General features: G+C 58.4%; 25 protein-coding genes and 1 tRNA gene. 9 read left to right on the top strand and 17 right to left on the bottom strand.

Annotated features, from left to right (window positions below):
• Nucleotides 1–142 precede the first annotated feature (142 nt).
• From AC2FF7_RS13635 to AC2FF7_RS13605, 7 genes are all read left to right on the top strand, one after another.
• Nucleotides 143–217: transfer RNA gene (locus tag AC2FF7_RS13635), tRNA-Val, on the top strand.
• Between the two features lie 91 nt (nucleotides 218–308).
• A complete protein-coding gene (gene ykgO / locus AC2FF7_RS13630; RefSeq protein WP_008755722.1) occupies nucleotides 309–434 on the top strand; it encodes a type B 50S ribosomal protein L36 in 126 nt (41 codons plus the stop codon).
• Nucleotides 435–637: 203 nt separating this feature from the next.
• On the top strand, nucleotides 638–1,039 hold the full coding sequence (locus tag AC2FF7_RS13625) for a DM13 domain-containing protein (protein ID WP_496850684.1): 402 nt from the start codon (nucleotides 638–640) through the stop codon (nucleotides 1,037–1,039).
• A 78-nt stretch (nucleotides 1,040–1,117) separates the two neighbouring features.
• Entirely contained in the window at nucleotides 1,118–1,495 is a 378-nt protein-coding gene (locus AC2FF7_RS13620; protein ID WP_480869193.1) for a hypothetical protein, read from the top strand.
• A 168-nt stretch (nucleotides 1,496–1,663) separates the two neighbouring features.
• Nucleotides 1,664–2,680 (top strand): extracellular solute-binding protein, encoded by a 1,017-nt coding sequence (locus AC2FF7_RS13615; RefSeq protein ID WP_480869216.1) that lies wholly within the window; start codon nucleotides 1,664–1,666, stop codon nucleotides 2,678–2,680.
• 112 nt (nucleotides 2,681–2,792) lie between these two features.
• Entirely contained in the window at nucleotides 2,793–3,347 is a 555-nt protein-coding gene (locus AC2FF7_RS13610; RefSeq protein ID WP_480869191.1) for a helix-turn-helix domain-containing protein, read from the top strand.
• Nucleotides 3,344–3,862 carry a GNAT family N-acetyltransferase gene (locus AC2FF7_RS13605; protein WP_480869189.1) on the top strand — a complete coding sequence of 173 codons (519 nt, stop codon included), beginning with the start codon at nucleotides 3,344–3,346 and terminating at the stop codon, nucleotides 3,860–3,862. Before AC2FF7_RS13610 ends, AC2FF7_RS13605 begins: the two co-directional genes overlap by 4 nt.
• On the opposite strand, the gene AC2FF7_RS13600 is transcribed toward AC2FF7_RS13605, so the two are convergent.
• The 11 genes from AC2FF7_RS13600 to mgrA form a co-directional block, all read right to left on the bottom strand.
• The gene (locus AC2FF7_RS13600) at nucleotides 3,859–4,584 is read right to left on the bottom strand and encodes a response regulator (RefSeq protein ID WP_480869187.1); all 726 of its coding nucleotides are present in this window, start codon (nucleotides 4,582–4,584) and stop codon (nucleotides 3,859–3,861) included. The genes AC2FF7_RS13605 and AC2FF7_RS13600 overlap by 4 nt on opposite strands.
• A gap of 89 nt (nucleotides 4,585–4,673) precedes the next feature.
• Entirely contained in the window at nucleotides 4,674–5,918 is a 1,245-nt protein-coding gene (locus tag AC2FF7_RS13595) for a molybdopterin molybdotransferase MoeA (protein WP_480869185.1), read from the bottom strand.
• Nucleotides 5,911–6,396 carry a plastocyanin/azurin family copper-binding protein gene (locus AC2FF7_RS13590; protein WP_480869183.1) on the bottom strand — a complete coding sequence of 162 codons (486 nt, stop codon included), beginning with the start codon at nucleotides 6,394–6,396 and terminating at the stop codon, nucleotides 5,911–5,913. Before AC2FF7_RS13590 ends, AC2FF7_RS13595 begins: the two co-directional genes overlap by 8 nt.
• 16 nt (nucleotides 6,397–6,412) lie before the next feature.
• The gene (locus AC2FF7_RS13585; RefSeq protein ID WP_496905788.1) at nucleotides 6,413–8,620 is read right to left on the bottom strand and encodes a HEAT repeat domain-containing protein; all 2,208 of its coding nucleotides are present in this window, start codon (nucleotides 8,618–8,620) and stop codon (nucleotides 6,413–6,415) included.
• 168 nt (nucleotides 8,621–8,788) lie between these two features.
• A complete protein-coding gene (locus AC2FF7_RS13580) occupies nucleotides 8,789–11,470 on the bottom strand; it encodes an arsenate reductase (azurin) large subunit (protein ID WP_480869179.1) in 2,682 nt (893 codons plus the stop codon).
• A gap of 17 nt (nucleotides 11,471–11,487) precedes the next feature.
• Nucleotides 11,488–12,057, bottom strand: coding sequence for an arsenate reductase (azurin) small subunit (locus AC2FF7_RS13575; protein ID WP_170724694.1), 570 nt, complete (start codon nucleotides 12,055–12,057; stop codon nucleotides 11,488–11,490).
• A 5-nt stretch (nucleotides 12,058–12,062) separates the two neighbouring features.
• On the bottom strand, nucleotides 12,063–13,250 hold the full coding sequence (locus AC2FF7_RS13570) for a cytochrome-c peroxidase (RefSeq protein WP_353392855.1): 1,188 nt from the start codon (nucleotides 13,248–13,250) through the stop codon (nucleotides 12,063–12,065).
• Nucleotides 13,251–13,261: 11 nt separating this feature from the next.
• Nucleotides 13,262–14,368 carry a cytochrome-c peroxidase gene (locus tag AC2FF7_RS13565; RefSeq protein ID WP_234899494.1) on the bottom strand — a complete coding sequence of 369 codons (1,107 nt, stop codon included), beginning with the start codon at nucleotides 14,366–14,368 and terminating at the stop codon, nucleotides 13,262–13,264.
• Between the two features lie 138 nt (nucleotides 14,369–14,506).
• Nucleotides 14,507–16,720: a hybrid sensor histidine kinase/response regulator gene (locus AC2FF7_RS13560; protein ID WP_496905787.1), complete on the bottom strand. Its 2,214-nt coding sequence runs from the start codon at nucleotides 16,718–16,720 to the stop codon at nucleotides 14,507–14,509.
• A gap of 79 nt (nucleotides 16,721–16,799) precedes the next feature.
• The gene (locus tag AC2FF7_RS13555; RefSeq protein WP_496905786.1) at nucleotides 16,800–17,780 is read right to left on the bottom strand and encodes an NAD(P)-dependent oxidoreductase; all 981 of its coding nucleotides are present in this window, start codon (nucleotides 17,778–17,780) and stop codon (nucleotides 16,800–16,802) included.
• Nucleotides 17,740–18,777 carry an L-glyceraldehyde 3-phosphate reductase gene (gene mgrA / locus AC2FF7_RS13550; protein WP_496850703.1) on the bottom strand — a complete coding sequence of 346 codons (1,038 nt, stop codon included), beginning with the start codon at nucleotides 18,775–18,777 and terminating at the stop codon, nucleotides 17,740–17,742. The genes AC2FF7_RS13555 and mgrA overlap by 41 nt, the downstream gene beginning before the upstream one ends.
• Nucleotides 18,778–18,945: 168 nt before the next feature.
• Here mgrA and AC2FF7_RS13545 point away from each other — a divergent pair, with 168 nt between their 5' ends.
• The gene (locus AC2FF7_RS13545) at nucleotides 18,946–19,824 is read left to right on the top strand and encodes an FCD domain-containing protein (RefSeq protein WP_496905785.1); all 879 of its coding nucleotides are present in this window, start codon (nucleotides 18,946–18,948) and stop codon (nucleotides 19,822–19,824) included.
• A gap of 9 nt (nucleotides 19,825–19,833) precedes the next feature.
• Here AC2FF7_RS13545 and AC2FF7_RS13540 read toward each other — a convergent pair whose 3' ends face one another.
• Nucleotides 19,834–20,247, bottom strand: coding sequence for a VOC family protein (locus tag AC2FF7_RS13540; protein WP_353392843.1), 414 nt, complete (start codon nucleotides 20,245–20,247; stop codon nucleotides 19,834–19,836).
• A gap of 222 nt (nucleotides 20,248–20,469) precedes the next feature.
• Between AC2FF7_RS13540 and AC2FF7_RS13535 the strand changes: the two genes are divergently transcribed.
• The gene (locus AC2FF7_RS13535) at nucleotides 20,470–22,002 is read left to right on the top strand and encodes a phospholipase D family protein (RefSeq protein WP_496905784.1); all 1,533 of its coding nucleotides are present in this window, start codon (nucleotides 20,470–20,472) and stop codon (nucleotides 22,000–22,002) included.
• Between the two features lie 17 nt (nucleotides 22,003–22,019).
• Here AC2FF7_RS13535 and AC2FF7_RS13530 read toward each other — a convergent pair whose 3' ends face one another.
• From AC2FF7_RS13530 to AC2FF7_RS13510, 5 genes are read right to left on the bottom strand one after another with little or no spacing between them, the layout of a single operon-like run.
• Entirely contained in the window at nucleotides 22,020–22,715 is a 696-nt protein-coding gene (locus AC2FF7_RS13530; RefSeq protein WP_480869162.1) for an RraA family protein, read from the bottom strand.
• The gene (locus AC2FF7_RS13525; protein ID WP_480869160.1) at nucleotides 22,712–23,407 is read right to left on the bottom strand and encodes an alpha/beta fold hydrolase; all 696 of its coding nucleotides are present in this window, start codon (nucleotides 23,405–23,407) and stop codon (nucleotides 22,712–22,714) included. Before AC2FF7_RS13525 ends, AC2FF7_RS13530 begins: the two co-directional genes overlap by 4 nt.
• Nucleotides 23,404–24,528, bottom strand: coding sequence for a cobalamin-independent methionine synthase II family protein (locus AC2FF7_RS13520; protein WP_480869158.1), 1,125 nt, complete (start codon nucleotides 24,526–24,528; stop codon nucleotides 23,404–23,406). Before AC2FF7_RS13520 ends, AC2FF7_RS13525 begins: the two co-directional genes overlap by 4 nt.
• A gap of 11 nt (nucleotides 24,529–24,539) precedes the next feature.
• Nucleotides 24,540–25,142 carry a class I SAM-dependent methyltransferase gene (locus tag AC2FF7_RS13515; protein ID WP_480869156.1) on the bottom strand — a complete coding sequence of 201 codons (603 nt, stop codon included), beginning with the start codon at nucleotides 25,140–25,142 and terminating at the stop codon, nucleotides 24,540–24,542.
• Nucleotides 25,139–26,098 carry a cupin domain-containing protein gene (locus AC2FF7_RS13510; RefSeq protein WP_480869154.1) on the bottom strand — a complete coding sequence of 320 codons (960 nt, stop codon included), beginning with the start codon at nucleotides 26,096–26,098 and terminating at the stop codon, nucleotides 25,139–25,141. The genes AC2FF7_RS13515 and AC2FF7_RS13510 overlap by 4 nt, the downstream gene beginning before the upstream one ends.
• Nucleotides 26,099–26,200: the final 102 nt, after the last annotated feature.

Here is a 26,200-nt window from a genome sequence, read left to right as displayed (position 1 = left end):
CCTTGGTTCGGTCTGAACATAGACCGGAAAATAGTTATACCAAACCCCTTGAACCCCTTTGCGACTCCTTTTATAGACCCCGCTACCGGCGCGGGGTTCCGCGCCCCATTTCGTTATGGGGCAGGGCACGCAAAGGTAAAGTGGGCGGTTAGCTCAGCGGTAGAGCACTTCGTTGACATCGAAGGGGTCACAAGTTCGATCCTTGTACCGCCCACCATGATTTCACTGTTCCGGGGCTCCGGGACACCCGATTAACCCAGGCGCTGGCCACGTCTTTGATGAAGGCGCCGCAGATTGGAGACAGACCCATGAAGGTCAAGAACTCGCTCCGCTCGCTCAAGAACCGGCACCGTGATTGCCGGATTGTGCGTCGCAAAGGCCGCGTCTACGTGATCAACAAGACGCAGCGCAAGTTCAAAGCTCGCCAGGGCTAAGAACTGCACAAATCGAATTCAGGGAAACCGCGCCGGTTGGGTGCGGTTTTTTTGTTTTCAAATCGCATGTTGCGTTGATTTCCCGCTTAGCTGGTCGCTTGCATGTTTCAGATACTCACATTCCCTTGACGCGATGTGAGTTGGCAGCGCCCCCTTTGTCTGCGCAGCATCCTGCAGTCGCAGAATGAGATAGGGAATTCGCTATGACAATCAAACGCCGCCAATTCGTACAGCTGGGGCTTGCTTCCGCAGCCGCTCTGACACTGGGAACACCTTCTGCATTTGCCGCAGGCAAGGAACGCACCGGCAGCCTTTCCGGCCGCAGCGGCTATAAGGTGAAGGGGACGGTTTCCGTTTCCGGCGACACCGTCACGCTCAAAAGCGATTATGTCTTCGACCCCAGCAAGAACCCGCCAGATATCAAAATCGGCTTTGGCAACGGCGAGAAATACGCGAAGGGCTCCAAGATTCACGACAAACTGACCGTGAAAAAGGGCGAAGCCTCATTCAAGATCCCTTCCGGCATCGACGTCTCCAAATACAACGAGCTGTATATCTATTGTGAGAAATTCACTGTGATTCTGGCCGTCGCGCCACTCAGCTAATTCTCGCCTTGCGCTGTTTGAAATCTGCCTGCATGCGTGGGCGGGTTTCTTTTTTGCCCGGCTTTGCGGAGGGCGAACATGTACAGTCAGGATTCCTTTTTTGATCTGTCCGCTTGGGGACAGGCCGGGCTTGTCTTCATCAGCCTTACTCTGTTTCTGATGATGGTGCTTTTGGCACGGCGCTGCCTGAGACGTTTTCCGATATGGGCAAGGTTTTTGGGGGCGCTGATCCTTTTCTGGGTGTTTGTGTGGGCCTCGCCGCAGGTTTACTACATGTATTATCGCATGATCATTCCGGATTTGCCGCTGCAATGGGTCATCTGGCCACCCAAAGACGCCCTCATCCCTTTTGAAATGCTGTTTTTTTCGCACCAGAAAAACCTCAGCGCCCATGGGCAGGGCATACTCGGATGGGCCATTATACTGGCCGCTGTTTTGCAACGTAGGCACCCTTAACGCCTTTCGGATATTCCGCACGTCAAGGTTAGTGCGTTGCGCCTTTCCAGCAGCGACCATTTTGACCAACTAATTTTGTCAGTTTTTCTTGCATCCCCGTCAGAATCGTTTAATTGACCAAATCAGTCGGGTTATTGCCCGCCACGACATTCAAAGTTGGGACACATGATGCTGAAATCCTCCACTTGTATTGCTGCCGCTCTGACGGCCCTTATAGCGACCTCTGCCGCGGCTGAGGGCGAGCTGAACCTCTATTCCTCGCGCCATTATGACACCGACGAACGCCTTTATTCGGATTTTGAAGAGGTCACTGGCATCACCATCAACCGTATCGAAGGCAAGGCCGATGAGCTGATCGCCCGAATGGAAGCCGAAGGTGCGAACTCACCTGCCGACATTCTGCTGACCGTCGATACTTCTCGCCTTGCCCGCGCCAAGAACGCAGGCATCCTGCAAGCGGTCGACAGCGCGGTTCTGGAAGAGCGTATCCCTGCCAACCTGCAAGACGAAGACAACCAGTGGTACGGTTTCTCGCAACGCGCGCGGATTATCTTCTTTGACAAAGCCGACGTCGCGAACCCGCCGGCAAACTATCTGGATCTGGCCAAGCCGGAATACAAAGGTTTGGTTTGCATCCGGTCGTCCAGCAACACCTATAACCAAACCCTGCTTGCTGCGATCATCACCAACCATGGTGCCGAGGCCGCGAAAACCTGGGCCAAAGGCGTTGTCGCCAACATGGCACGTGACCCGCAGGGCGGTGACACCGATCAGCTGCGCGGGATTGTCTCGGGTGAATGCGAGATCGCCGTTTCCAACTCTTACTACTTCGCCCGTGCACTGCGTAAAGACGTGAAGGGCCTGAGCGCGGATATCGACATGATCGGCATTCAGTTTCCCGCACAAGACGCGGAAGGCGCCCATATGAACCTGTCAGGTGCGGGCATCGCAGCCCATGCGCCGAACAAAGAGAACGCAGTGAAGTTCCTTGAATACCTCGCAGGCGAACAGGCACAGGTCTACTTCTCGAACGGCAATGATGAATTTCCCGCGGTCGAAGGTGTCGCACTGGCCGACAACGTTGCTTCGCTGGGTGAGTTCAAAGCGGATACAGTGAACCTGTCCGAAGTTGCCAAGAACATCCCCGAAGCACAAAAAATCTTTAACGAAGTTGGCTGGCAATAATCCTCTAGACCAGACAACGGGAAAGGGCGCGGTTTTCCGCGCTCTTTTTTGTTGTATTGTAATAAAAATAGTCAATAATCTCTTAAAAGGAAATGATTCTCATATTTGATAAATGTTGGATGATCTCTCAAACCGCCTCGCCAACCGATTAAACGAGCTGCGCCTGATGCGCGGTTGGTCCTTGGACCAATTGGCAGAACGCAGCTCTGTCAGCCGCGCCACTTTATCCCGGCTCGAAAAGGGGGGCGTGAGCCCGACCGCAGAAACGCTCGGCCGGTTGTGTGCCGCCTACGGTTTGCCCATGTCGCGCCTGTTGATGATGGTGGAAGACAGCTTTGCGCCACGGGTTCCCTTGGAACGTCAACCTGAATGGCGCGACCCTGAAACCGGGTTCACGCGCAGGTCGGTTTCGCCCCCGGCCACCGGTCTGAGCGGTGAAGTCATGGAGGGGCACCTGCCGTCTTCGACAGTTATCACCTATGACGCACCCCCGAAGCCGGGACAGGAACACCATCTGATCATGCTGGACGGCGCTTTGTCTCTAACAGTGGACGGCGTGGCGCACGACCTGACGGCCGGAGATTGCCTGCGCTATCACCTTTCCGGTTCGACCCGGTTTGAAACCTCATCCAAGCGCGGTGCGCGTTACTTGTTGGTGCTGATATGATCGAACGTTTGACCTCATCGGATCTGGACGGCGCATTGGACGATTTGACGGATATTCTGCACGCCTGTGTGCATGACGGTGCCAGCGTAGGGTTCATCCTGCCCTTCGCACCTGATCAAGCGCGCGCCTATTGGCTAAACCATGTGTGGTCTGGTGTTGCCGAGAACGCGCTGGATCTATTTGTGGTCCGCAACGCCCAGCATGTCTTGGGGACGGTTCAACTTATACCGGCCAAAATGCCGAACCAACCGCACCGGGCCGATGTCGCTAAACTGCTGGTGCATCCAAATGCTCGCCGCCAAGGACTGGGCCGCGCTTTGATGGCCGCCTTGGAAGAGCGCGCGGCTCAACTCGGGCGCAATGTGTTGGTTCTGGACACGCGCAGTTCAGACCCGTCGCTGCGACTGTATCAAAGCATGGGGTTTCAGATCGCCGGAGAGATCCCCGACTATTGCCGCAACCCGTTCGAGAACCGGCTGGAGCCCACAACATTCATGTTCAAAGACCTGACCTAGGCCGGGCTTTTGCGGACATTGGCGGCAAAGCAATAGCCGATCCCGTGAACGGTCTTGATGAAGACGGGGGCGGCCGGGTCAGGCTCGATTTTTTTACGCAAACGGGCCACATGCACATCGATAGTACGGTCGCCTACGACGACGTCACGCCCGCGCGCCTTGTCCAGCAACTGATCGCGTGAAAACACCACATGAGGGTTAGTGACAAAAGCCAGCAGCACCTCGAATTCGGTGGTGGTCAGCGGTGTGGCCTCGGGCGCGCCTGACACGGTCAGGGTCCGCTCGTTCACGTTTAGCACCCAGTCCCCAAAGGTGATCGTTTGGGACTCGGACCCGTTGGTAGGTTTGTCGTCGGGTTTTGACCGACGCAGCACGGTACGGATGCGGGCCAGAACCTCGCGCGCCTCGAACGGTTTAGTGATGTAGTCATCTGCCCCGAATTCCAGCCCCACTACGCGGTCGAAAATCTCATCCCGACCAGACAGAACGATAATGGGAATGTTCGAGTTCATCCGCAATTCGCGGGTGATGTCGAACCCGCTGCGGCCGGGCAATCCGATATCCAGCAGGATCAGATCAACCTCGGCCCGCGCCAGAACAGCATCCATCGCATCGCCATCGGCCACGCACGTGACTGCGCAGCCCTGCTTTTCAAGGTAACGCTGCAGAAAAGACGTGATCTGCGGGTCGTCATCAACCACAAGGATATGTTCTTGAACCATATTCGAGTCCGGGCGGGCATAGTGGGCTGGCGCGGAACTGTTGTAGCCGCAGCCCCCCGACACTTGCAAGAACGAGCTCTGCCCCGACATCAGAACCGCAGGAAAGACAAGCTATGGCCCTGCGGCAAGGCTTCGGTTTCCGCAGGGATCACCGCCAGCCCATCCGACTGCGCCAACAGCGCAACACGTCCGCTGTAAGACGCTGCCATCAGGCGCAGACGCGGTGTTCCGTCAGGCTCTGCCCCCTCGATCACAACGGGTCGGTATTCCTGACGACCGGCCCGGCGGCTCAGCGGCTCGGCTAGAACTGCCTGTTCCGGGGTCTGAGCCGCGTGATGCAAACCGGCGCGCCGCGCCATCATGTGCGATCCGACAATCTGCCATGTGACATAGGCCGAAACCGGATTGCCCGGCAGCCCAACATAAAGCGCATCCCCACGCCGCCCGAACACTATCGGCTTGCCCGGTTTCATAGCCACTTTCATCACATCCGGCTTGCCGCCGATGGTCTCGAACAGACGCGGCATGTGGTCTTCATCTCCGACCGATACGCCGCCCGTGGTAATGATCAGATCAGAGCTGTCGCAAGCCTCTCGCAGCACCTGTTCCAGCTTGGCGGGGTTGTCCTCGACCGGGCCTTTGTCGGTCAGGGCGATCCACGGCTTGTCCAGCAGCGCCCGCAGCATATAGCGGTTCGAGTTGTAGATCTGCCCCGGTCCCAACGCCTCGCCGGGTTGTTGCAGCTCGCTACCGGTGGAAAAGATCGTGACTTTCAGCTTGCGATAAACCGTGACCTCGCCATAGCCGGACGATGCCAGCGCGGCAGCCTCACGCGCAGTGATCTCACAACCACGGCGCAGGATCGGGGCGCCAGCCTTCAGGTCTTCGCCCACACGGCGGATGTGCTGGCCGGGCTTGGGGCGACGCGAGAACCGAATGCCTGAGACGGTGGCATCACAATCTTCCTGCATCAAAATGGCGTCGAAATCCGGCGGGACCGGCGCGCCCGTGAAGATCCGCAGCGCACTGCCCGCAAGAGCGTCATGCGCGCCGCTATCCCCGGCAGCGATCCGTCCCGCGACGGGCAGTTCAAACAGCGGACCTTCGCCCAAGTCGGCAGTGCGCACCGCATAGCCATCCATCGCCGAGTTATCAAAAGCGGGCATATCCACCTTGCTGGTGCAATCCTCGGCCAGCACCCGCCCAATAGCGTCAATCAACGGCAGGGTTTCCGTTTTGGTGATCGGGTCGGCCACCGACAGGCCCTTGGTCAGGGCCTGGGAAACCGTCAGAAACATATGAGCCTGCCGATCGCAGGCGCAGCCATCAGCCATTTTGAGCCTCCAGATATGTCAAGAGTTCCTCGAACTCCGCGCGTTCCGCCTCGCCCAGATTGGGCAGGTGGTCGCGGGCGTCCTCGAGATTTGCGTTGGGGTCGCCCACCACCAGCAGCATAACCATGCCGTGCCGGCCATGAACGCGGCAGCGAATGCCATAGACGCCCTCATGCTCGAAGGTCAGATCCAGCTCGGGCTTGCCGCGAATTTCGAAACTGCGTGCGTCCTCGGGGATCATCGGACGGATGGATGTCACCGTATGCCGCCCGGTCGAGCCCTTGAACCGCACCGTGGAACCAGCGGGCACTTGCAGGAACTTGGGTTCGAATCGAAATGCATGGACCGGGGTGTCTGCATTCAGGTCGATGATCTGGTGAACGACGGCAACGTCAGGGAGGTCATCGGCATAAAGGGCGGGAGCAATGGTCATTGCGCCCGCCAATATCGCTGCAGCCAGTTTCAGCGAAATGCTCATCTGTCCCTCCGGGCAGTTAGGCTGCCCGTGCGGGTTCCCCCAACAGATCAGCCAATGCGTTTATCATCACCGGCCATTGCGCGCGTCGGTCTTCGTCGCGCAGTTCGGCCAGCAGTTCGCGGCCAATGGACACGATCGCGGGGGGGCTGTCCTTGACATAGGTCACAATACGCTGCTCGGGGTTGGCCAGCAGGAAAGGTACGATGGCCGCCCCCGCCTGATCTGGAGCGGTTTCCGACAGCAGCCGCATAGCCGCCTGCCGTACCGGGGCCGAGACATCGTCCAGCAGGCTGCGTGCCACATCCGGGGTGCCGTCCCATCGGGTCAGGATATGCATGGCGTCGATGCGGAACGGCGTATCGCCGGTTTTCACCATCGCACGCAGCTTACCCCGCAGGTTGTCCTGCGGCGGCAGATCAGCTTGTTGCAGCAGCTTCAATGCTTGCAGAGAAAGCGCGGAGTCCGTGTGCGACAACCCCTTGGTGATCAAATCGACCAGCTGGGCTTGATCCAATTCCGCACCATGGCGCGTGACGGCCACACCCAGCGCGGCAAACGCCTGCAGCGCGATCTCGGTTTCCGGGTCTTGCGCAATCTGCGCCAGCATGACCTGCATTCCCTTGACCTCGCCCAACAGGCGGATGGCGGACATGCGGGTTTCACGCTGCAGCGCATCGGCATCGTCATCCAGCGCTACGCGGCGGCGTTTGGGGTGACGGGTCGCCTTGGCCAGCAGCGCCTGTTCGCGCGGAGTCAGGGGTTGCACCTCATCCTCTTGCGCTTCCTGCGTCATCTCGGCGGCAATCGCGTCATGTCCCAGAATCGCACCAAGGCTTGAGGTCGGGCCATTCTCGCCGCCCTCGGACACATCCAACCCGGCCTCTTCCAGCGCGGCGATATCGGTTGGCTGGGTCTCTTCTTCTGCGGCTTCGTCGGCAGCAACAGGCATCGGGGCCAGCGCGAAGGACAGCAGCAACTCGCGCCCTTGTTGCTGGTTCACATGCGGACGGTCGGCATCCGTGACGATCATCGCCAGCGACGCAACGGCCTTCAACCGCACTGACCGGAAGGGCGCGCGGCAGGCGCGTTGCAGCCATTCTGTCGCCTCACGAAGGGGCGAGTTCGCCAGCGCATCGACGATAGCCCATTGCAGGCGCTCGGCCTTGAGGTCATCGGCATCGACCGAGAACAGCGAATTGAGCCGGTCGGCCACCAATTCCGGGGCAAGCGCCGCCAGCAGGCCCAGCGCCTGCGCGGACACTTCGGGCTGTTGACCGGTGGCGAGGAAATCCAGCACCTGCCAGCGCAGATCGTCCTGGTCGGCAATCGGCGTTGTGCGATCCAGCCGCTCAATCAGCGCCAGTTGCACCTTGGCACCGGGGTCGCGCATCATGCGGTCCAGCAGCTCGGGTTCCGAAAACCCAGCTTGGTTCAGCGCGGCAATACGGATGTCCTCGACCGCATCGGTCAGCGCCTGTTCGACCAGCGCGGCATCGTTTGTCATCAGTGCTTCATACGCGATCAGGCGCACGGCCCCATCCTTGTCGGTGGTGGCTTCGCGCAGGATCGCTTCGGCCTCGGCCCCACCGATGGCGGCGAGCGTCCGCAAGGCACGATGGCGCAGGCGGCGGTTCGAGGATTGGGTGAAAACGCCCAGCGTCGGCACTGATGCCTCACCAATCCGGCCCAGCGCTTCGCAGGCTACATCGCCCAGTTCCTGCCCGTCTTCATCCATCAGGGCCATGACGATGGGTTCAATCGCCGCCACATCGCCCATCCGGCCCAGCGCTTTGATCGAGGCGATCTGCGTGTCCAGCCAATCGTCCCATTCGTCCTGGTGTAGCTCGTCCTCGTCCCATGTGATGTCCTCGCCGCGCCCGGTGACGAGTGTGCGCAGATAGGGGGCAGCGTCTTCGGATTTCAACTCGGCCAGAGCGGTGACGCAGGCCAGTTTTACCTCGCCACACGGATCGTGGATCAGGTTTTCCAGCAGTTGAGTTGCTGCGTCCTGAACACCCAGCGCGCCCAGCGCTTGGGCGGCGTCCTGCCGGACGTCTTCATCGTCATCCAACAGCGCCTCGACCAAGGCCGGGCTATTGGCGGCACCAATGGCACTCAGGGCCTGAATGGCGCGCAGGCGGATCACGTCATATTCGGATTTTGCGTAGTCAGAGAACAGGCTGGTGGCCTCATCACGCAGGGCGGTATCGGAATGCATGTTCATATCGGGTCTGCCATGTTTTGCGGTTGGGTGGGGTTGGGTGAAAGTGGAAGGCAGATTTCCCAACCGATACCTGCCTTCCAGTTAGGCCGGGGACGCCCGGCCCATGGTCCCTTCTGCAGTGGGACCAGACCCGGGGGGCGGCATGGCGACCGCCCCCCCGGAAAGCCGTCAGGCGATGTCGCGCGGCGCAAAGGACATCGTGCGGAACGAGGTCTTGTAGGGGCTCGGCCCCAGTTTCCGCAGCTTGGCAACGCCCATCTTGTAGTTGTAGTTGCCACTGATCCAGTCGACGATCCGGCCCTCAAGCGCGTTCGCGGGCTGCTGCATGTGCAGGAAGTCCATGTAGACCACGCTTTTCTTGATGGCGGGCGTGACCATGGCCACGGCGGTGATCGCCGCTTTGGTCAGTTCGATATGCCCGTTCTCCATCAGTTTCGAAAACTGGAAGTCATCGCCTTCCACACCCAGCAGCGTGGTCTTGTTGCCCGGAACGCGTTCCGAATAGACCATCACGTAGTCGCCGCTTTCGATACCACGCTCGGCCGCATCGTCGGGGTGAATCTCAACCCAGTTTTCCGGCCAGCGCTGCACGATATACGGGCGGCGACGGTCGTCAAAGCCAGACTGCCAGCGTTCGTTGATCCGACCGGAGGTCGCCCACAACTCGCCTTCTTCCTTGTTCGGGCTGAGCCATTCCCAATAGTCCGAGAACAGGCCCCAGGGCGATTTCTGGATGTTGCACTTGCCGGTCTGGCTGTTGAAATGCGTCAGCTTCTTGTTGAACACATCCGCACCAGCCGCACCGGTATCGGGCAGTTCGCGGGTTGTGTCATGCAGACGCTTGGTCTCAATCAGCGTGACCCCATCGGCATCCAGCATGACCGGGCATTGAACCCCATCAGTGCCAAACTCACGGACCTTCTGGTGCAGACCTTTGCCTTCCTTCTTGGCCAGACGATAAACCGCGTGGAAGTCCTTGCGCGACCCGCGGGTAAAGCGCACGGCCTCTTCCGCGACCTCGTTCGAGTTCTGCCAGTCGAACCCGTCAAAGCCCATCCGCTGTGCCAGTTGCGCAATGATCCACCAGTCAGGTTTCGCCGCACCGGGGGCATCATAGAACTTCTGGTACAGACGCAAGCGGCGTTCGCCGTTTGCGCGCAGGAAATCTTCCTCACCCCAGGTCGCTGCGGGGAACACGATGTCGGCATAGCGGTTGCCGATCGGGTCCTGCAGATAGATGTCCTGGTTGATCACCACCATACCGCCGCTGTCGGCGCGGGCCTTCAGCGTGTCGATCATCTCTTGCTTGTCGAAAGAGGCGATCTGGTGCGGGTTGCGGACGGTCAGCTCCTCGAACTTGTCGGCCAGTTGTTGGCTGCCGCACATGGACTGGATCCATGTGGTGCCGATCACGTGGGCCATACGGGTATGACCTGCGATCAAATACCGGTCGGTATCCATGGCGCGGCGACGGCGACCGGGCAGTTTCTCGGGCGATTTGTTGCGCGGGTACTTCCCGCCCTTCACGCCGCCCCGCTGGTGACCACCGGCCCGGCCAATGACCTGACCCGGACGACCGCCACAGCCACAGATGATACCCAGAGCCGAGATCGCCTGCGTGTTGCCGGTGTTGTTGGACCAGTAGAACCCTTTCTCGATCATGACCGAGGTTTTGGGTCGTGTGCCATCTGCCTTGGGTTTGGCCAGCCATTCGGCGGCAGTATAGATTTTCTGCACATCGATTTCGGCCATTGCGGCAGCGGTCTCGGGCGCGAACTCGTCCTGCGACAGCAGCCACTCTTTCCAGTCCTCAAAGCCTTTGGTCTGGAACTTGCCCCAGGTCGTGCGCCACTGCCATGGCGTGTTGCGGGTGCCCTGGCCAAAGCCGGACGAGCTTTCCCACTTGTTGTTGACCCATTTCTTGATCCAGTCACTGTCTTCCCAGCCATTTTCCACGATTACGCGGGCGATGGCGTTGACGACCAGCAGGTCAGTGCCGGGCAGAACGTCGATATGCAGGCCACCCATCTTGACCGCATGGGCCACACCGGCCGAGCTGCGCGGGATCAGATAGATCTCTTTCTGACCGTTCTGCATCCCCTTCATCATCCACTGGGTATAGAGGATGGTCTTGGTCTCATACGGGTCGGTACCGCAGACCAGCAGGGTCTCTGCATCGCGCCAGTCTTCGTAGGACGGGCCGAAGTTGTCGAAACCCGCATCCCGGAAGCCGGGGGTTGAGGTCACGTCGGACGGCGTGTCGTGGAAGGTGAAGTTGGCGGTGTTGATATGACGCAGCGCGTATTTCGAGATCGCATAGGTGTTCTCGATATACTGATAGCTGAAGGTTTTCACGCCATAGGCATTGGTGCCGTGCTTGGCGATGACGTGGTTGCCCACCTCAGCCGCCACATCCAGCGCCAGATCCCACGGAACCGGCATCAGCGTGCCGTAGATCCGCATCAGCGGTGTCTTCAGACGGTCACGTGTCGGTGTCTGCGGGTTATAGCATTTCTGCGCAATACACCCGCCCCGCAAGGAGCTGTCGCCGTCGGTGTTGACGTATTGCGTGTCCTTGTCCGGGATGATCACCACGTGGTGCGGCTGACCTTTGTGCAGAACGATATTGTGCTGGTTCGGCGCGACCCATGCACCCAGCGGTGCAACAGGGAAATCCTCGCCAAAGGCGTTTTCGTCTGCGGTGGGGCCACCGGGTTTGGCCGTCACGGGCCAGCGGTAGACTTTGTAACCACAGGCCACGATGCAGTAGTCGCAGGCGGTCGAGATGACCTCGGCGCCTTTGGGCGGCAGCGGGACGTTGGTTTCGGGTACGTAATACGGGGTTGCCATGTGAGTATCCCCTTCCCTTATGCAATCAGGTTGTCGTAGCGGCCGTAGATCAGGCCGAACATGCCGACGGCGTAGATGTCATCACCGTCCAGTTCCAAAAGGACCTGCGGCAGCGACTGATAGGCTTGCCCCGAAACGAGGATGCCGTGCCGTGTCACGTCATAGGTGGACAGGTGCAGCGGGCACGGGCCCAGCACCTTATGTTCGGGTTTGTAGCTGTCATACATCGACCCGCCCTGGTGGGTGCAGGTGAGGTTGAAGGCCACAACGTCCTTTTGCGGACCAATGCCACCGCCGCTTTCCACGCCGGTCTTGACCAGAATCGAGTCCGAATAGTCGCCCTCATCGGGGTAGTAGAACTCGACCGGGACATCCTGTTCCAGCTCGGACAGTTTGCCGATCAGCTTGCGCGGATAGGTGGACACAAGGGCAGGAACCTGTTCAGCCTGGCCGTGGCGAGTGGGCATGGCCACCATCACGGCAAAGGTTGTTGCGCCCGAGGCGAACAGGAACTGGCGGCGGTTCACGGTGCAGGCCTTCTTGGCCTCGCCAGAACAGCTGCATCCGGTTGCGTTATGATCTTTCATGACGCTTACTCCTCTGCTGCAACCGCAGAAAGCGGCTGGTAATCCGGCAGATCGGGCTCTTCGACCAAGATCTCGTCACCGGACAGGGATTTCAGGAAGGCCACCAGATCCGCCTTTTCCTGATCGTTCAGGCCAAGCGGCTGGATCAGATCGGATTTGGTTGCTGCGAATTCATTCTCGCCACCGCCCTGGTTGTAGAATTCAACCACGTCCTCGAGCGTCTCCAACATGCCGTTATGCATGTAGGGTTCGGTGTAGAGGGTGTAGCGCAGGCTTGGCGTGCGGAACTTGCCCAGATCGGCCTTTTCCTTGGTGCGGAAATAGAAACCGGGGTCGTCTTTGGTGTGGCGATAGAAATCCTCGGTCGAGCCTTTGGCATAGAGCTCATACCGGAAGGTCACTTGCGCCAGACCGTCATCTTCCCAGCCGCTATAAGGTGGAACGCCGGTGTTGTAGTACTTCTCATCCGACAGCAGCGCGCCGTTGTGGCATTCGGAACATTGCGCCTTGCCGGTAAACAGCTCCAGCCCGCGTTTCTGCTCGTCGGTCAGCGCCGCATCATCCCCGCGCAGGTAGTTGTCGAAGGGCGTGTCGGTCTGAACGATGGTGCGTTCAAACGCAGCGATTGCGCGCCATGCGTTGCTGATGCGCGGCCATTGATCGCCGAAGACATCGTTAAAGCGTTCGACATATTCGGGCACAAAGGCCAGGCGGGCCTCCATCATGTCGGCCTCGCCGTTGCCGGCGACTGCACCGCCTGCAGCGGATTTGGCCTGGCTTTCAAGGCTCTTACTTGATCCCGCCCAGAACAGTTTGCCGTAGTACGCCGAGTTCACGATGGTCTGGCTGTTGCGCCAGTGAGTCGTGCCGGGATAACCGAACGAGATCGGCGCTTCGACGTCCCAGCCCACATCGGGCAGGTGACAGGCCGAACACGGCGTTGTCTCGTTTCCGCCCAGCCGAGGATCGAAGAACAGCATCTTGCCCAGTTCGATCTTGGCCTCGGTCTGCGGGTTGTCCAGCGGGATGGGCGGCTCGCCCAGCGCCACTAACGGCGCATCGGGATCGGGGTCTGCGCCGCCGATACCGGCCTCAATCGCGATACTGTCCGCAGCGAACGCTTGCGAACCGATGGCGGCAAACAAGGCAGCGGTGGCGATTGTGCCTGAAAGGTAAGACTTAAGGTCTTTCATGGGTCCACTCCTCAGTTTGTCGTTTCGCGCCAGTTTTCGATCGGCGCATAGTCCGTATCGATCTCTTCGGCGACGAATTCGGGCCCGGTCAGCGGCTCGCCTGACAGAGCCTTAAGGAAGGCCACCAGCCGCGCTTGTTCGGTCTCAGAAAGGTTCAGCGGCTTGATGCGCGGATCCTTGTTTTCATCGTCACCGCCACCGGCGTTGTAGAAGGCCACCACATCTTCGAGCGTTTCCATCGTGCCGTTGTGCATATACGGCGCGGTATAGGTCAGCTCGCGCAGCGTGGGGGTCATGAAGGTGCCGAACGTGTCGGCAGTGTGGGTGCGGATATACGCTCCGGGGTCGGCGCGCAGGTTCATGTAGTTCTCGACGCCGAGGAACTTCATCATCGTCACGAAGGTGATGTGACGGGTCGGGTCCGCCCAGATGTCAGGGTTGTCACCGACGCCGATATTGTGCGGCAGGTCATCGGTGAACCGTTCGCCCGAGTGGCACGAATTACAGCCGCTGGCGTTGAACAGCTCATACCCCGCCTTGGCCTCGTCCGACATCTCTCCAGTGTCGAAGGGCGCGCCGCGCGAGATCAGCGTTTTCAGATATTCCGGGATCGCGTTACGGACGCCACCGTTCGAAGGTTCACCAAATCCCGCGGCTTCGAACATCTCGACATAGACCGGGTCCTGCTTGATGCGTTCCTGCATCAGACGCATGTCCATGTTCATGGAATAGGTCTCGGTGATGCTTTCGCGGGTCACGTCATTCAGGTTGGTGCCTATCCGCCCGTCATGGAACCATGCCTCGCGCTTGGCGCTGTTGATCAGCGTCGGCACGTTGCGGAAATGCAGGTTGCCCGTATAGGCGTCCGACAGGGCCTGCCCGTCGGTGAACCCGTTTTCCGGCTGGTGGCAACTGGAACAGGACAGCGCAGCGTCGCCGGACAGTCGCGGATCAAAGAAAAGTCGTTTGCCAAGGGCCGCCTTGGCTGGGTCGAACTCTATGGCTTCTACCGGGCCCGGCTCATCCGCCTGGGCCTGGTGAACCGGGAACGCAGCGCTCATCGTCAGCAGCGAAACTGTCGACAGCGCCGAGAACCATGTTCTGGCTTTGGTCATCATCTAAAAGCCCCTTTATCGCTATTCCGATCACTCGGTTTGGCCGAGGACCGGCTGAGCGAACCTTAGGGGGCAGATGTGTCACCAGAATTTGAAATGGATTAAAGAGTGTGAAGAGTTGTGAAGAAATGTAACGAGACCCTAGGCCATAAGGCTCCGGATAATACGTGCAAGACTTTGAACATCATACGGTTTTTGCACCCGTACCGTTTGATCGCTTTCAGCCGGACTGTCTGCATCATCGAAATAACTACTGACAAGAATCGTAGGAACATCCGGTCGGACGGCCTGCACCGAGGCGATAAGGTCAGTGCCCATAAGCTCTGGCATCATCAAATCTGACACGATCACATCATAGCTGTCGGGCGCCGCCCGAAAGGCGTCCAACGCGCGCATTGGTTGCGAATAGGCCTCGACCCGGTAGCCATATCGCGTCAGCAACCGGCGCGTGACATATAGAATGTTCTCATCGTCATCGACCAGCAGGATGTGTTCGTCCCCGGTGACTGCGCGGGCCTCTTGCTGCTGTTGCCCACTCAGAATCGGCATCATGGGATAGAACAGGCTGAACCGGGTCCCCTTGCCCGGCGTCGAGGACAGTTCGACCCGCCCGCGGCATTCCTCGACGCTGTTGCGGACGATCGCCATACCCAGACCGGTGCCTTTCCCGACCGGTTTGGTAGAAAAAAAGGGTTCGAATATCTTCTCTTGCACCTCGGGCGTCATCCCCGGCCCGTCATCGGTTACATCCAGTCGGATCACCCCAATCGCATCGTCCGGCAGATCGTCAAGGGATTCATCCTCGGCCTGACTGATGCACAACACAACGTCGCCCGGGTGATCGCCGATGGCTTCGAACGCGTTGTGGCACAGGTTCAGCAGGGTCTGAAAAAACAATGTACCGTCGAATTCAGCAAAAGCCTGTTCAATGTCGATGTCAAAGCGGGTCTTCACGCTGGGAGGCGCGGCAACCTTGATCAGGTCCAACGCCTCTTGCGTGGCTTTGACCATATCGCCGCGTTGCGGATTTCGAGGCCGCTGGCGGGCAAAGGTCAGCATCTTGCGCACAAGCGCCTGAGCGCGACGTGCCGCGATACGAATATGGTTGACCGAGGTCTGAATGTCCTCGTTGTCCTCGGCGTCCAACTCGATCAGCTCGGCATTTCCGATCACGCTCATCAGCACGTTGTTGAAGTCGTGCGCGACCGAACCGGCCAGAATGCCCACAGCCTCCATCTTCTGGACCTGAGCGAATTGCTCGCGCGTGCGGCGGGATTCGGTCATGTCCTCGCCGATACCGATATAGTGGGTGATGCTGCCATTCTGATCGACCAGCGGGAAAATCGCGGTCGAAACCCAGTAATGCGTCCCGTCTTTGCGCAGGTTGCGAAACACACCGTACCAGCTTTGGCCGCTTTTCAGTTTGGCCTTCAGGTCGCTATAGACCCCCTGCCCCGAATGCCCCGATTGCAGCATTTTGGGCGAATGGCCATAGACCTCGTGCGGACCGTACCCGCTGAGGTCAAAGAACTTGCGATTGGCGTATTCAATCCTCAGGTCGGTGTCGGTGATGATGATCGAGGCCGGGCTTTGTTCAACCGCCCGCGCCAGTTTGCGCTCGGCCAGTTCCACTTGTTCACGCAAGGCAAGTTCGGCCTTTAGGCGACGGTTGGTGCGCAAGATATTGGCGATCAGCAAAGTGGTCAGGATCGCGATCACGCCCACCAAAACGATCAACCCCACCAGCAGAAACGAGAAATTTCGGACCAGACGTTCTCCGTCCGAGAACGCGCGCACCATACTGGACAGACTGCGGTCGCGCTCTTGCACCCACAGGGTTTCAAGGGTCTGCAACGCCGCCAGGGCGTCGCGGTCATCCACACGCACCAACGCATCGATCTGCTCTGCGCTCAGGCCTGCGCCGATACCCTCCTCGATCAAAGGGATATTGCCAGTGTATTCCATGGCCACCGCTTCGATCTGCGCTAACGCTTCCAATTCAGTGGGGGATGGGTCCGAGGCGCGATAGGCTGCGATGGTATCCAGCAGACTTTGGGACTGCCGTCGCAGGCGTGGACCCAAATCGGGGTCATTGCGCAGCACATAATTCTTGAAGTTGTGGATCAGTCCGCCATAGCCAAAGTCTTCGCGAATGTCCGATATCCAGTAGCCACGCGGTGTGGTCTCGACCGAATAGTCCTGCCATGCCATTCGCATGTCACCTATCCGGTTCCCGGTTTCACGGGACATATACAGAAAAACGGACAGAATGATCGCCAAAGCGATGCCAATCACAAATGCAACAGCCAGAGGCCGCTTCAGTGATCCATCTTCCTGTTGGGAGTTGCTGTCCATGTTTGTCCCCTATCCCGTTGAGAACCGGGATAAGGGCGTTGCCTGACAGGTGGAATGCGCCACAACCGCGCGTACAGCCCTAAGCTTTGGACTTGTCCGTGGTCAGACCATTGGTTTCCGCAACGAAATCAGCCAGCATGGGTACATAGTCATCACCCCGACCTGCAGCCTCCATCGCCGCAAACGCGTTACGCAGAGTCGCCTGTACCGGCGTGACCGCGCCGATACTATTGGCCAGGTTCGCGACATATCGCATGTCTTTATGCGCGTTCGTGATGGCAAAGCGATGGGCGTTTTCGTCCCCTTCGAGCGTCCATTTCATGAATGTATCGTAGAACCCGTTGGACAGGCGGCTTGGACGCAGAACAGAATCCACCTGTTCTACGGTCAGCCCGGCCTTACGGGCTACGGCCAGCGCCTCGGAATACAAAACAGCATAGCCCATGGCGACGAAGTTGTTGACCAGCTTCATCTTGTGACCCATCCCGACCTCACCCATGTGCACGACCAGACCGGCCCAGCATTCCAGTACTGGTTTGATGCGCGCCAAGGTTTCGGGCGATGCGCCGACCATTGTATCCAGCGTTCCGGCCTCGGCCTCTTTCGGAGTTCGGCCCAAAGGCGCGTCTGCAAGATCCATGCCCGCAGCCCGCAGATCTTGCACAAGTTGCAAGGTCGACACGGGATCCGATGTCGAACAATCAACAACCACCAACCCTTTTTTGCCCGAGGCCAGGATACCGTTTTCGCCACGGATCAGCTGTTCGACCTGCGGGCTGCCCGAGACGCACAAATGGATGATGTCGCAGGCCTCGGCCATTTCACGCGCCGAGGTGACTTCGGTCGCACCACGCTGCACAAGATCTTCGACGGGTTGTCGGTTGCGATGCCCCATCACCACAAGGGGGTATCCATTTTCGACGATGTTTTTGGCCATGCCATGACCCATCAGCCCAACGCCAATGAATCCGATAACGGGTTTGTTCATGTTCAGTCCTTTTCTGATCCGGCGATTGGATTTAGCTGTCCGAGGATTGAGCCCAAAGGTTGACCTCGCCATTCTGCGAATAGCGGTCGATTTCGGCCAGTTCATCGACCGTGAATTCAATATTGTTCAGCGCCCCGACGCAGTCGACGATCTGTTCACTGCGGGATGCACCGATCAACGCCGTGGTGATCCCGCCATCGCGCAACACCCAGGCAATCGCCATCTGCGCCAGCGTCTGACCGCGCCTCTTGGCAATCGCATCCAGATTGCGCAGGTTCTCGATCGTGCTTTCGGTCAGCAGATCGGGGTTCAGTGATTTGTCTTCGGTTGCTCGGCTGCCTTCCGGCACGCCGCTCAGATACTTGCCGGTCAACATTCCCTGCGCCAGAGGGGTGAACGCGATCGACCCGATCCCCAACTCTTGCAGGGTGGCCTTCAGCCCGTCCGTCTCAACCCAACGGTTAATCATGTTGTAGCTGGGCTGATGAATGATGCAGGGCGTGCCAAGGTCCTTCAGGATCGCCGCAGCCTCGCGCGTGCGTTGGGAATTATAGGACGAAATCCCCACATAAAGCGCCTTGCCAGAGCGTACGATCTGATCCAGCGCGCCCATGGTTTCCTCGAGCGGTGTGTTCGGATCAAACCGATGCGAATAGAAGATATCCACATAATCAAGACCCATCCGCCGAAGGCTTTGGTCACAGGACGCGATCAGGTATTTACGGCTGCCCCATTCGCCGTAAGGGCCTGGCCACATGTCATATCCGGCTTTGGACGAGATCACCAATTCATCCCTGTAACCGGCAAAATCATTTTTCAGGATTTCACCAAACGCCTCTTCAGCGCTGCCCGCAGGCGGGCCATAATTGTTGGCCAGATCAAAATGCGTGATCCCCAGGTCAAATGCCGTTCGACAAAGCTTTTGTTTCAACTGATGAGGCCGGTCAGCACCAAAATTATGCCACAGCCCCAGCGAGATCGCGGGCAGTTTCAGACCGCTGTTGCCGCAATAGTTATAGGTCATCTCCGCATAGCGTGTCGCGCTGGGCACATAGGTGTTCGACGTCATTTTCGGGTGTCCTGAATCAGTGATGTCATTGCGCCCCGCGCTCGCCACGGCACCAAATGCGTGGCTGATGTTCAGCGCAGGTTGCCCGGATCATATTCCGTCGGCGACTTGCGCTCAAATGTCTTTAACCCTATTAAAAACATCTTATTGAACATCAGGAACATGGTCATGGCACGCCCAGATCGCGTTTTCAAAGCCGCCTATAATGCCATGCTGGACGCTTTGGTCGCCAATCCCAGCATCCAGAACATCTCGGTGATCGCGCGACAATTGGATGTCAGCAGAACAACCGCGCGCGCAATTCTGAAGAGGTTGGAAAAAGCAGGGATATTGACGCAGGCCGGGCCAGACCGGCAATTGCTTCGGGTCCCTCAGCGGCGGGATTATTTCGCCGCCAGCGAAACCATGGACATGCGCGATGCCTTGGAGGCCACATTCATGCAAATGATCCGAAGCGAGGATATCGGTCCGGGCGCGCTGCTGAACGAGAGGCTTCTGGCGCGACAGCTCAACGTTTCGGTCCAGACCATGCGCGAATTTCTGATCGGGCTCAGCCGGTTCGGTTTCGTCCGCAAGGACCACCACCGCCGATGGGTTTTGGAAGGCGTCACCCGAAAATACGCGCTAGAGCTGCATGAGGTCCGCGTGATGTTCGAAAGCATAGCAGTCGAGAAGCTCTGCCAGATCCCCGAGAATGACCCGTTCTGGGGCGGGCTCATCAGGTTGAAACAGGATCATCTCGAGATTTCGGCGCACTCCGATTTCGCTGACTTGGATTTCCCCGCCCTGGACACCAAGTTTCATCGGTTTCTGAACGCGCATGCCGACAATAGGCTGATCGTGGGGTTTCAGGACGCGATCTCGATGATCTTCAACCACCACTACCTTTGGCCGCTGGAAGATCAGATGCACCATCACCTGACCGCGACCTCAGATCACCTGCAGATCATTCAGGCGGTTCTGGAGCGCGACCACCGTAAAGCCCGCGCAGCGATGCAATCCCATCTCGACGCCACCCGGCACCGGTTCGAGGAGGCCACATCCTAAGACCCAAACTCAGACCGCCTGATGGACTTCGATGACGTTGCCTTCGGGGTCGTGAAAGAACACCTGATGCCATTCTTTGGCAAAGGCAGTTCCATAATCCGAATAGGGAATGCCGTTGTCGTCCAGCAGCTTCATGAAGGCCGCAATATCATCGGTTCTAAAAGCGATGTGGCCGCGTTCGACCGGGTTTATCGTTTCGCCATGCTTAAAGGCGACGCCGAGGTCTTTCTCGGCCAGGTGCATCTGCATCTGCCCATCGGTCGCAAAGCGGATCTTGCCGCTATAGCCCCGGTCCTTCGTATCCTCGGATCGTGGGAAATTTTGGATCGGGATGTCATCCAACCCCAGAACGCCCGTGTAAAAATCGTGGAGACGATCCACATCTTGCGAGACAAAGTTGATATGGTGGAATTCCAATTTCATATCCGCGTCTTTCCATCGGCTGAGCATATTTTTTCAGATCGCAGATGATCAGAACCCGATGAGTTCAACAATCACAAATCTGACAGAGATCCCTGAAGAACGGACCTAACGGCATTTGCAATCGAACCGCAGCCGCAGGCAATTTGCAGGGATTCAAAACAACAACCTTGAAAAACAGCCCGTTTAGAGTGTCACTGTCAGTATGAAGATCGGAAAAAACTCATGAAGTCATGGATCATCACGGTTCATGTCTGCTGCATGCTGGCCCTTGCTGCATGCGCGCCCACGTCCCGGACCTATGAAAAGACGGTGACGCGATCCGTCGCCGCCGAACCGACAAGCCAGCTTTACCGCGCGGCCAGCAGGTTGAGCGATCCCGGCGACGGGCGATCGGGCGTACGACTTGTCAGCGATGGGGAACAGGCGCTGGTCATTCGGCTGCTGATGGCGGCAGCGGCAGAGCAAACGATTGATGCGCAATACTATCTGCTTCACGACGATCCGACCGGGCATCTGTTTGCTGCAAGCCTGTTGCGTGCTGCGGACCGGGGTGTCCGCGTGCGCCTGTTGTTGGACGATATGGACACGTCCGGATACGATGCGATGACTGCCGCCCTTGATCTGCATGAGAATATCGAGATCAGGCTGTTCAACCCGTTCTGGCGAGATCAAAGCCTGCTGATCGCCGGTCTGACCGACTTTAAACGCATCAACCGTCGGATGCATAACAAGTCGATGACCGCAGACAATACATTCACCATTGTAGGTGGGCGCAATATCGGTGCCGAGTATTTTCTGGCCCGCGAGGAAATGAACTATGCGGATTTGGATGTGCTGGCCACTGGCCCAGTGGTCCGTCAGGTCTCGGACAGTTTCGATACCTACTGGAACAGTGAATTCGCCGTTCCTGCCGCTGTGGTGATTGATGAACCCCAGGGCGTTTCACTGAACGAGGCACGCGACCGGCTGAATGACCTTGTCGACGAGGCGCGCGATACGCCTTATGGCAACGCCCTGCGCAGGTCAGCGCAAGAGACCTTTGCCGGCAACGCATTGTCGGTTGATTGGGTTCAGGCCCGGCTATACGCCGACCCTCCATCCAAAGCAGCCGGCGCGGATGATCCCGAACAGATACTCGCGTCGCAATTGTTGCCCTATTTTGAGACAGCAAAAAACGAGGTCAACATCATCTCGGCGTATTTTGTGCCTCGAAACAAAGGGGTTGCATGGATGTCCGAGCTGGAAAACCGCGGCGTCGATATCAAGGTCGTCACCAATTCGCTGGCGTCAAACGACGTGGCACCGGTCTATGCCCATTACGCCAAAAAGCGCCGCGCCCTGTTGCGCGCCGGCGTCGAGCTGTACGAGCTGCGCCCGGATGCCTATCAGGTTCAACAACGCGGTATTAACTGGGCACAATCCCGTTCGGGTCTGCATTCCAAGGCGTTCACCATTGATGATCGCTACGTTTTCGTCGGGTCGTTCAATTGGGATCCCAGATCCGTCAATATCAACACCGAGATGGGCATCCTGATCGATTCGCCCGACTTGGCGGTTCGGACAATGGGCGCGCTGGACGAGGCGCTGCCCGCGTACACGTACAACGTGACGCTTGAAGAGGCTGGCAAACTGGTTTGGACAACCCGGCAACAGGACGGCACTGTCCTGCGATATGACGCCGAGCCGACAGGATCGGCATGGGATCACATAATCTCGGGCGTTCTGGCCATTTTACCGATCGGTTCGCAGCTTTAAAACACGGCAGTTCGGGTTCAGACCCTTGCTTTTTCGAAGGCCGTCCATGCGGTTTCGAACGCGTCGAAATCAAAACCCGGCTGGGTGGCGGCGTCCAGAATGATACGCTCCGTCGTCAGCAGCTTTTGGATCGCGCCTTCCAGCTGATCGACGATATCCTTTGGAATGACCAATGCGCCGTGTCGATCTGCATGGATCAAGTCACCCGGATCTACCGTCATACCAAATACCGAGACCGGCGTGTCCAGATCGCGTACATGGACGAAACCATGGCTTGGACCAACTGAGCCTGCAACAACCGGGAATCCGTCTGGCAGATCACCAAGATCGCGCATTACGCCATTGGTCAACGCCCCTGACATGCCAAACCCTTTGTGAATGGTGGTGTTAATCTCGCCCCAATAGGCGCCGATGCAGTCGGGGTAATCCACATCTTCTATCACAGCGACCGAGGGCGCGGGGCCTTCAGCCATGTATTTGTAATAGTCCATGCGTCTGGCACGGATAACGTCGGGCTCCTCGGTCGGGGGTGCAACTGCTGCAATTTTTGCCGTGCGCGCATAGCCCACGATTGCAGGCTCATTCGGGGCCGAACACATCATGGTACCGCGCGTAAATCTGTCAAATCCTCGCTTACCCTGAGCGACTTCTATGGCGTTGCAGACAGTGGGCGTATCCACTTTGCGCAACAGTGACAAAAGGGATGGTGTCATATGTCCTCCAACCAGCGCGCCAAAGCCGCCGTTGTTTCGTTTGGTTTCTCCAATGTGGGCAGGTGACCAGCCCCATCAATGACGTGCAGTACGCTGTTTGGCAGTAGATCGTGCATCAACTGGTGGCGCTCGACCGGGCACAACCCGTCCTCGCGACCGCAAAGAACCAGCGCGGGCCCGGTATAGGCGAACAAAGTTGCACGTTGATCGGGTCGGTCCATCAAGGCTTGCGATTGACGCAGAAAGACTTGAGGGCCCAGACCAGTTGCCATCTCCATGCACAAATCCAGAACAGCCCCCTGACGCGGCCCGTCTGCAAGATAGTTGGGTTTCATTTCGTCTCGCATTACATGCCACAGCCGCCCTTCGCGCACCGCGTCCATCTGCGGAGCACGGCGGGCTTTGACATCGGGCAGCTCGGCCATCGGGTTCGTGTCCAGCAAGGCCAGGCGTTCAATACGCTCGGGGGCCTGACGCAGAACCTCCATGGCAACAATCCCGCCCATCGACAAACCCGCCAGTGCAAATACGGGTGGCGCGTTGCGCAGGATATCCGCTGCCAGTTCCTGCACGCTGTCGTGCTGACACAGGGGAAAGGTCATCATCGGTACCTTGCCGGACAACGCGTCGATCTGCGGGCCGAAAAGCCGCGCATCGCACATCATGCCCGGTAACAGAATCAACGGTGTCATGCGCGGGCCAGCTCTGCCCCCTGGGCCAGCGCCTCAAGCTTGGCATAGGCGATCTGCGGATCAATCGCGCCGAATCCCGCAAACGTCCCAAAACCGCAATCGCTGCCTGCGATAACCCGATCCTCGCCGACAATACCGGTAAAGCGTTCAATCCGTTGCGCCACAAGCTCGGGGTGTTCAATGAAATTGGTGGTGGTGTCGACCACTCCGGGGACCAGAACCTTGTCATCGGGGATCTCGGCTTTACGATCCCGGAACACTGTCCACTCATGCGCATGGCGCGGGTTCGACGTCTCGAATAGGACATAGCGCGATTTTGTTGCCATCAGGGTGCTGAACACCTTGTCCATCGCGATATCGCAACAATGCGGGCCTTCGTAATTCCCCCAGCAGATATGCACTCGCACCCGGTCCTGCGGCACGTTTTGCAGCGCATGGTTCAGGGCCTCGACATGCATATCCGCGATCTTGAGAAATTCGTCATCCGACAGGTCCGTGAACAACATGTGGCGGGACAGGGCAAGGTCGGGGCAATCCAGCTGAATGTCCAAACCTGCCGCGACAATGGTTTCGTATTCCTCTTTCATCGCATCTGCCAATGCGGCCAGATAAGCCTCGCGGGTTGGGTAGAAATCATTTTGCAGAAACAGCGAGATCACACCCGGTGACGCGGCATTCATGAAACCCTGACCAACATCGTGCCGCGCCATGGCCGCCTTGAGGTTGGCGATGTCTTTCTGCAATTCACCTTGCCCCTTCGAGCGGACCTTGCCCGTACACATGGGTCGCGCATATTTCGGGGTGCCGCCATCATCGGCCAGCCGCTGCAGAAAGCTTGGGAACATCTTGAGATCCGCCGGCGCATTGCGCGGGCTGTCTCCGGAAAACCCGGTATAGCGATCTTTGACATAAGTCGCATAGGAAATCTTCGACGTCTCTCCGTCGCTGACAACGTCTATACCAGCGTCGGCTTGTTGGCGGACAGTCTCGTCGACGGCGCCCGCCATGCAGGCATCAAAGGCTGCTGCGTCATAGGGTTCGCCATTTTCACGGGCAAAGATAAAGTCCACGACCTCTTGCTTACGTGGCAAAGACCCGACATGCGTGGTTTTTACAGGCATCTTTGGCCTCCTTAAAGTTTTCGCGCCATCAACACTGTGTGGCTTTGCGTTTCCGGGTCCTCGGCCAGAAATCCGGTCATCTGAAGCCCGTTGTCTTCAAGGCACCCGGCGTATCCGGCGGGCGAAAGAGACGCGTGGTAGACCGTTTCTGCGCCGACTGTACCGCTTGCCTCGCCTGCGCGCGGACCGACCGTCAACATCAGCATCCCACCAGATCGCAAGTGGCGCGCCATGCGGGCGATACAGGCTTTTTGCTCCGCGGCCGTCAGGTGAAAAAAGCTGTTCCATGCGATAATACCATCGAACTGACGGCCCAGATCGAAATCCCGCATATCGGAATGCAGCCAGTCTCCGTCAGGCCACCGGTCGCGGGCGATGGCCAGCATGGCCTTGGAAAAGTCGACGCCCGTGACGTCAAACCCTTCGGCCATGAACCAACGGGCGATTGGGTCACCTGTTCCGCAACCCAGATCCAACACGTGATCACCCGGTCTAAGACTGGCCGTGAAGCGCGCCAACCAGCGCGCTTCGAACAGAGCTTTGGAGCGACGTTTGTCATACTCTGTTGCCTGCCGCTCATAGACAGCATGGGTATCCTGCGGGTCTGCGGTCATCCTGTCCAGGTTGCTCCGGCCGGATCATTGGTTGCGGTAATCCGGTACAGGCCAGCCTGCCCGGTCATGGATGGGACAACACTATAGGATTCACCCGGCAGAACCAGAGCGGTGTCGCCCACGGACAATGTGGTCTCATGGTCGTCTACAGCAATCCGCCAATGCCCACTGGCCGGCATCAGAACCACGGGTTTGTCGCTTATGACTGCGTCTGGCACACACGATCCTCGGCCCAGAAAATCGACTTCGAAACCGGGTTTGTCCTTGATCCATCCGCTCTCGCCTATCACCACTGCCGGTTTGTTGGCCGACAGGGCCATCAAGTCCCAATACCGCGCAACGTATTTGCCGACCACATCTTCGACCGGCACCTCGGGATAGGCTTTCAGCTCTTCCTCGGTCAGTAAAGGCATAGGGCGCACGTTGTGGGGCAGCTCTTGCCCTTTCTTGCTGTCGTACAGCACGCCATTGTCACCCAGCATCAAACCATGAGCCTGCGCATCCTCGATCACTTGCGGGGCCCAAGTGACACCACCTCCGGCATCGTCGCCGCCCAGGATGGACATGATCATCCCGTAGTCCTGACCCACATTTTCGAACCCGCGAAAAATACCGGTGGGAATGTTGAAGATATCGCCCTCTTCGGCGATGAACTCACCCGCCGTGCCATAGCGTCCCCAGAAGAACCGCCAGCGGCCTTTGGCGACAAAGAACACCTCGGCCGTGGTGTGGCTGTGCAGAGAGTTCCGGCATTTCGGAGGCTGGCCTGCAGCACCGATATTAAAGCCGATCTTGTCGGTGATGTGGACATGCTGATCGGGGCTTTCAGAAACGCCGCCGCCGACGATGGTAAAGTTCTCTTTCTGATCGCTGCCCGGTGTGTGGGCGTCGATGAATGCGGTTTTGCAGGGTTGCAACTCGCCGTAGCGGACGATGCGTTGTTGGATGGTGCTCATGGTGATCTCCTAAAGGGGGTGTGTTGCGATGGGGGTTAGCCCGTCGCCCCAGGAGGGTGATTGTTCAGCCGGCGCGCCCGCAGCGCGGCGCGGTGGCAGTGA

The organism is Ruegeria sp. YTSC325 (assembly GCF_059609525.1).
This window is presented reverse-complemented; position numbering and strand designations above follow the sequence as displayed.

Excerpts from the sequence above, each read along its gene's own strand:
- ykgO (WP_008755722.1), top strand. The coding sequence starts at position 309 with ATGAAGGTCAAGAACTCGCTCCGCTCGCTCAAGAACCGGCACCGTGAT.
- AC2FF7_RS13625 (WP_496850684.1), top strand. The coding sequence starts at position 638 with ATGACAATCAAACGCCGCCAATTCGTACAGCTGGGGCTTGCTTCCGCA.
- AC2FF7_RS13620 (WP_480869193.1), top strand. The coding sequence starts at position 1,118 with ATGTACAGTCAGGATTCCTTTTTTGATCTGTCCGCTTGGGGACAGGCC.
- AC2FF7_RS13615 (WP_480869216.1), top strand. The coding sequence starts at position 1,664 with ATGCTGAAATCCTCCACTTGTATTGCTGCCGCTCTGACGGCCCTTATA.
- AC2FF7_RS13610 (WP_480869191.1), top strand. The coding sequence starts at position 2,793 with ATGTTGGATGATCTCTCAAACCGCCTCGCCAACCGATTAAACGAGCTG.
- AC2FF7_RS13605 (WP_480869189.1), top strand. The coding sequence starts at position 3,344 with ATGATCGAACGTTTGACCTCATCGGATCTGGACGGCGCATTGGACGAT.
- AC2FF7_RS13600 (WP_480869187.1), bottom strand. The coding sequence starts at position 4,584 with ATGGTTCAAGAACATATCCTTGTGGTTGATGACGACCCGCAGATCACG.
- AC2FF7_RS13595 (WP_480869185.1), bottom strand. The coding sequence starts at position 5,918 with ATGGCTGATGGCTGCGCCTGCGATCGGCAGGCTCATATGTTTCTGACG.
- AC2FF7_RS13590 (WP_480869183.1), bottom strand. The coding sequence starts at position 6,396 with ATGAGCATTTCGCTGAAACTGGCTGCAGCGATATTGGCGGGCGCAATG.
- AC2FF7_RS13585 (WP_496905788.1), bottom strand. The coding sequence starts at position 8,620 with ATGAACATGCATTCCGATACCGCCCTGCGTGATGAGGCCACCAGCCTG.
- AC2FF7_RS13580 (WP_480869179.1), bottom strand. The coding sequence starts at position 11,470 with ATGGCAACCCCGTATTACGTACCCGAAACCAACGTCCCGCTGCCGCCC.
- AC2FF7_RS13575 (WP_170724694.1), bottom strand. The coding sequence starts at position 12,057 with ATGAAAGATCATAACGCAACCGGATGCAGCTGTTCTGGCGAGGCCAAG.
- AC2FF7_RS13570 (WP_353392855.1), bottom strand. The coding sequence starts at position 13,250 with ATGAAAGACCTTAAGTCTTACCTTTCAGGCACAATCGCCACCGCTGCC.
- AC2FF7_RS13565 (WP_234899494.1), bottom strand. The coding sequence starts at position 14,368 with ATGATGACCAAAGCCAGAACATGGTTCTCGGCGCTGTCGACAGTTTCG.
- AC2FF7_RS13560 (WP_496905787.1), bottom strand. The coding sequence starts at position 16,720 with ATGGACAGCAACTCCCAACAGGAAGATGGATCACTGAAGCGGCCTCTG.
- AC2FF7_RS13555 (WP_496905786.1), bottom strand. The coding sequence starts at position 17,780 with ATGGCGAGGTCAACCTTTGGGCTCAATCCTCGGACAGCTAAATCCAAT.
- mgrA (WP_496850703.1), bottom strand. The coding sequence starts at position 18,777 with ATGACGTCGAACACCTATGTGCCCAGCGCGACACGCTATGCGGAGATG.
- AC2FF7_RS13545 (WP_496905785.1), top strand. The coding sequence starts at position 18,946 with ATGGCACGCCCAGATCGCGTTTTCAAAGCCGCCTATAATGCCATGCTG.
- AC2FF7_RS13540 (WP_353392843.1), bottom strand. The coding sequence starts at position 20,247 with ATGAAATTGGAATTCCACCATATCAACTTTGTCTCGCAAGATGTGGAT.
- AC2FF7_RS13535 (WP_496905784.1), top strand. The coding sequence starts at position 20,470 with ATGAAGTCATGGATCATCACGGTTCATGTCTGCTGCATGCTGGCCCTT.
- AC2FF7_RS13530 (WP_480869162.1), bottom strand. The coding sequence starts at position 22,715 with ATGACACCATCCCTTTTGTCACTGTTGCGCAAAGTGGATACGCCCACT.
- AC2FF7_RS13525 (WP_480869160.1), bottom strand. The coding sequence starts at position 23,407 with ATGACACCGTTGATTCTGTTACCGGGCATGATGTGCGATGCGCGGCTT.
- AC2FF7_RS13520 (WP_480869158.1), bottom strand. The coding sequence starts at position 24,528 with ATGCCTGTAAAAACCACGCATGTCGGGTCTTTGCCACGTAAGCAAGAG.
- AC2FF7_RS13515 (WP_480869156.1), bottom strand. The coding sequence starts at position 25,142 with ATGACCGCAGACCCGCAGGATACCCATGCTGTCTATGAGCGGCAGGCA.
- AC2FF7_RS13510 (WP_480869154.1), bottom strand. The coding sequence starts at position 26,098 with ATGAGCACCATCCAACAACGCATCGTCCGCTACGGCGAGTTGCAACCC.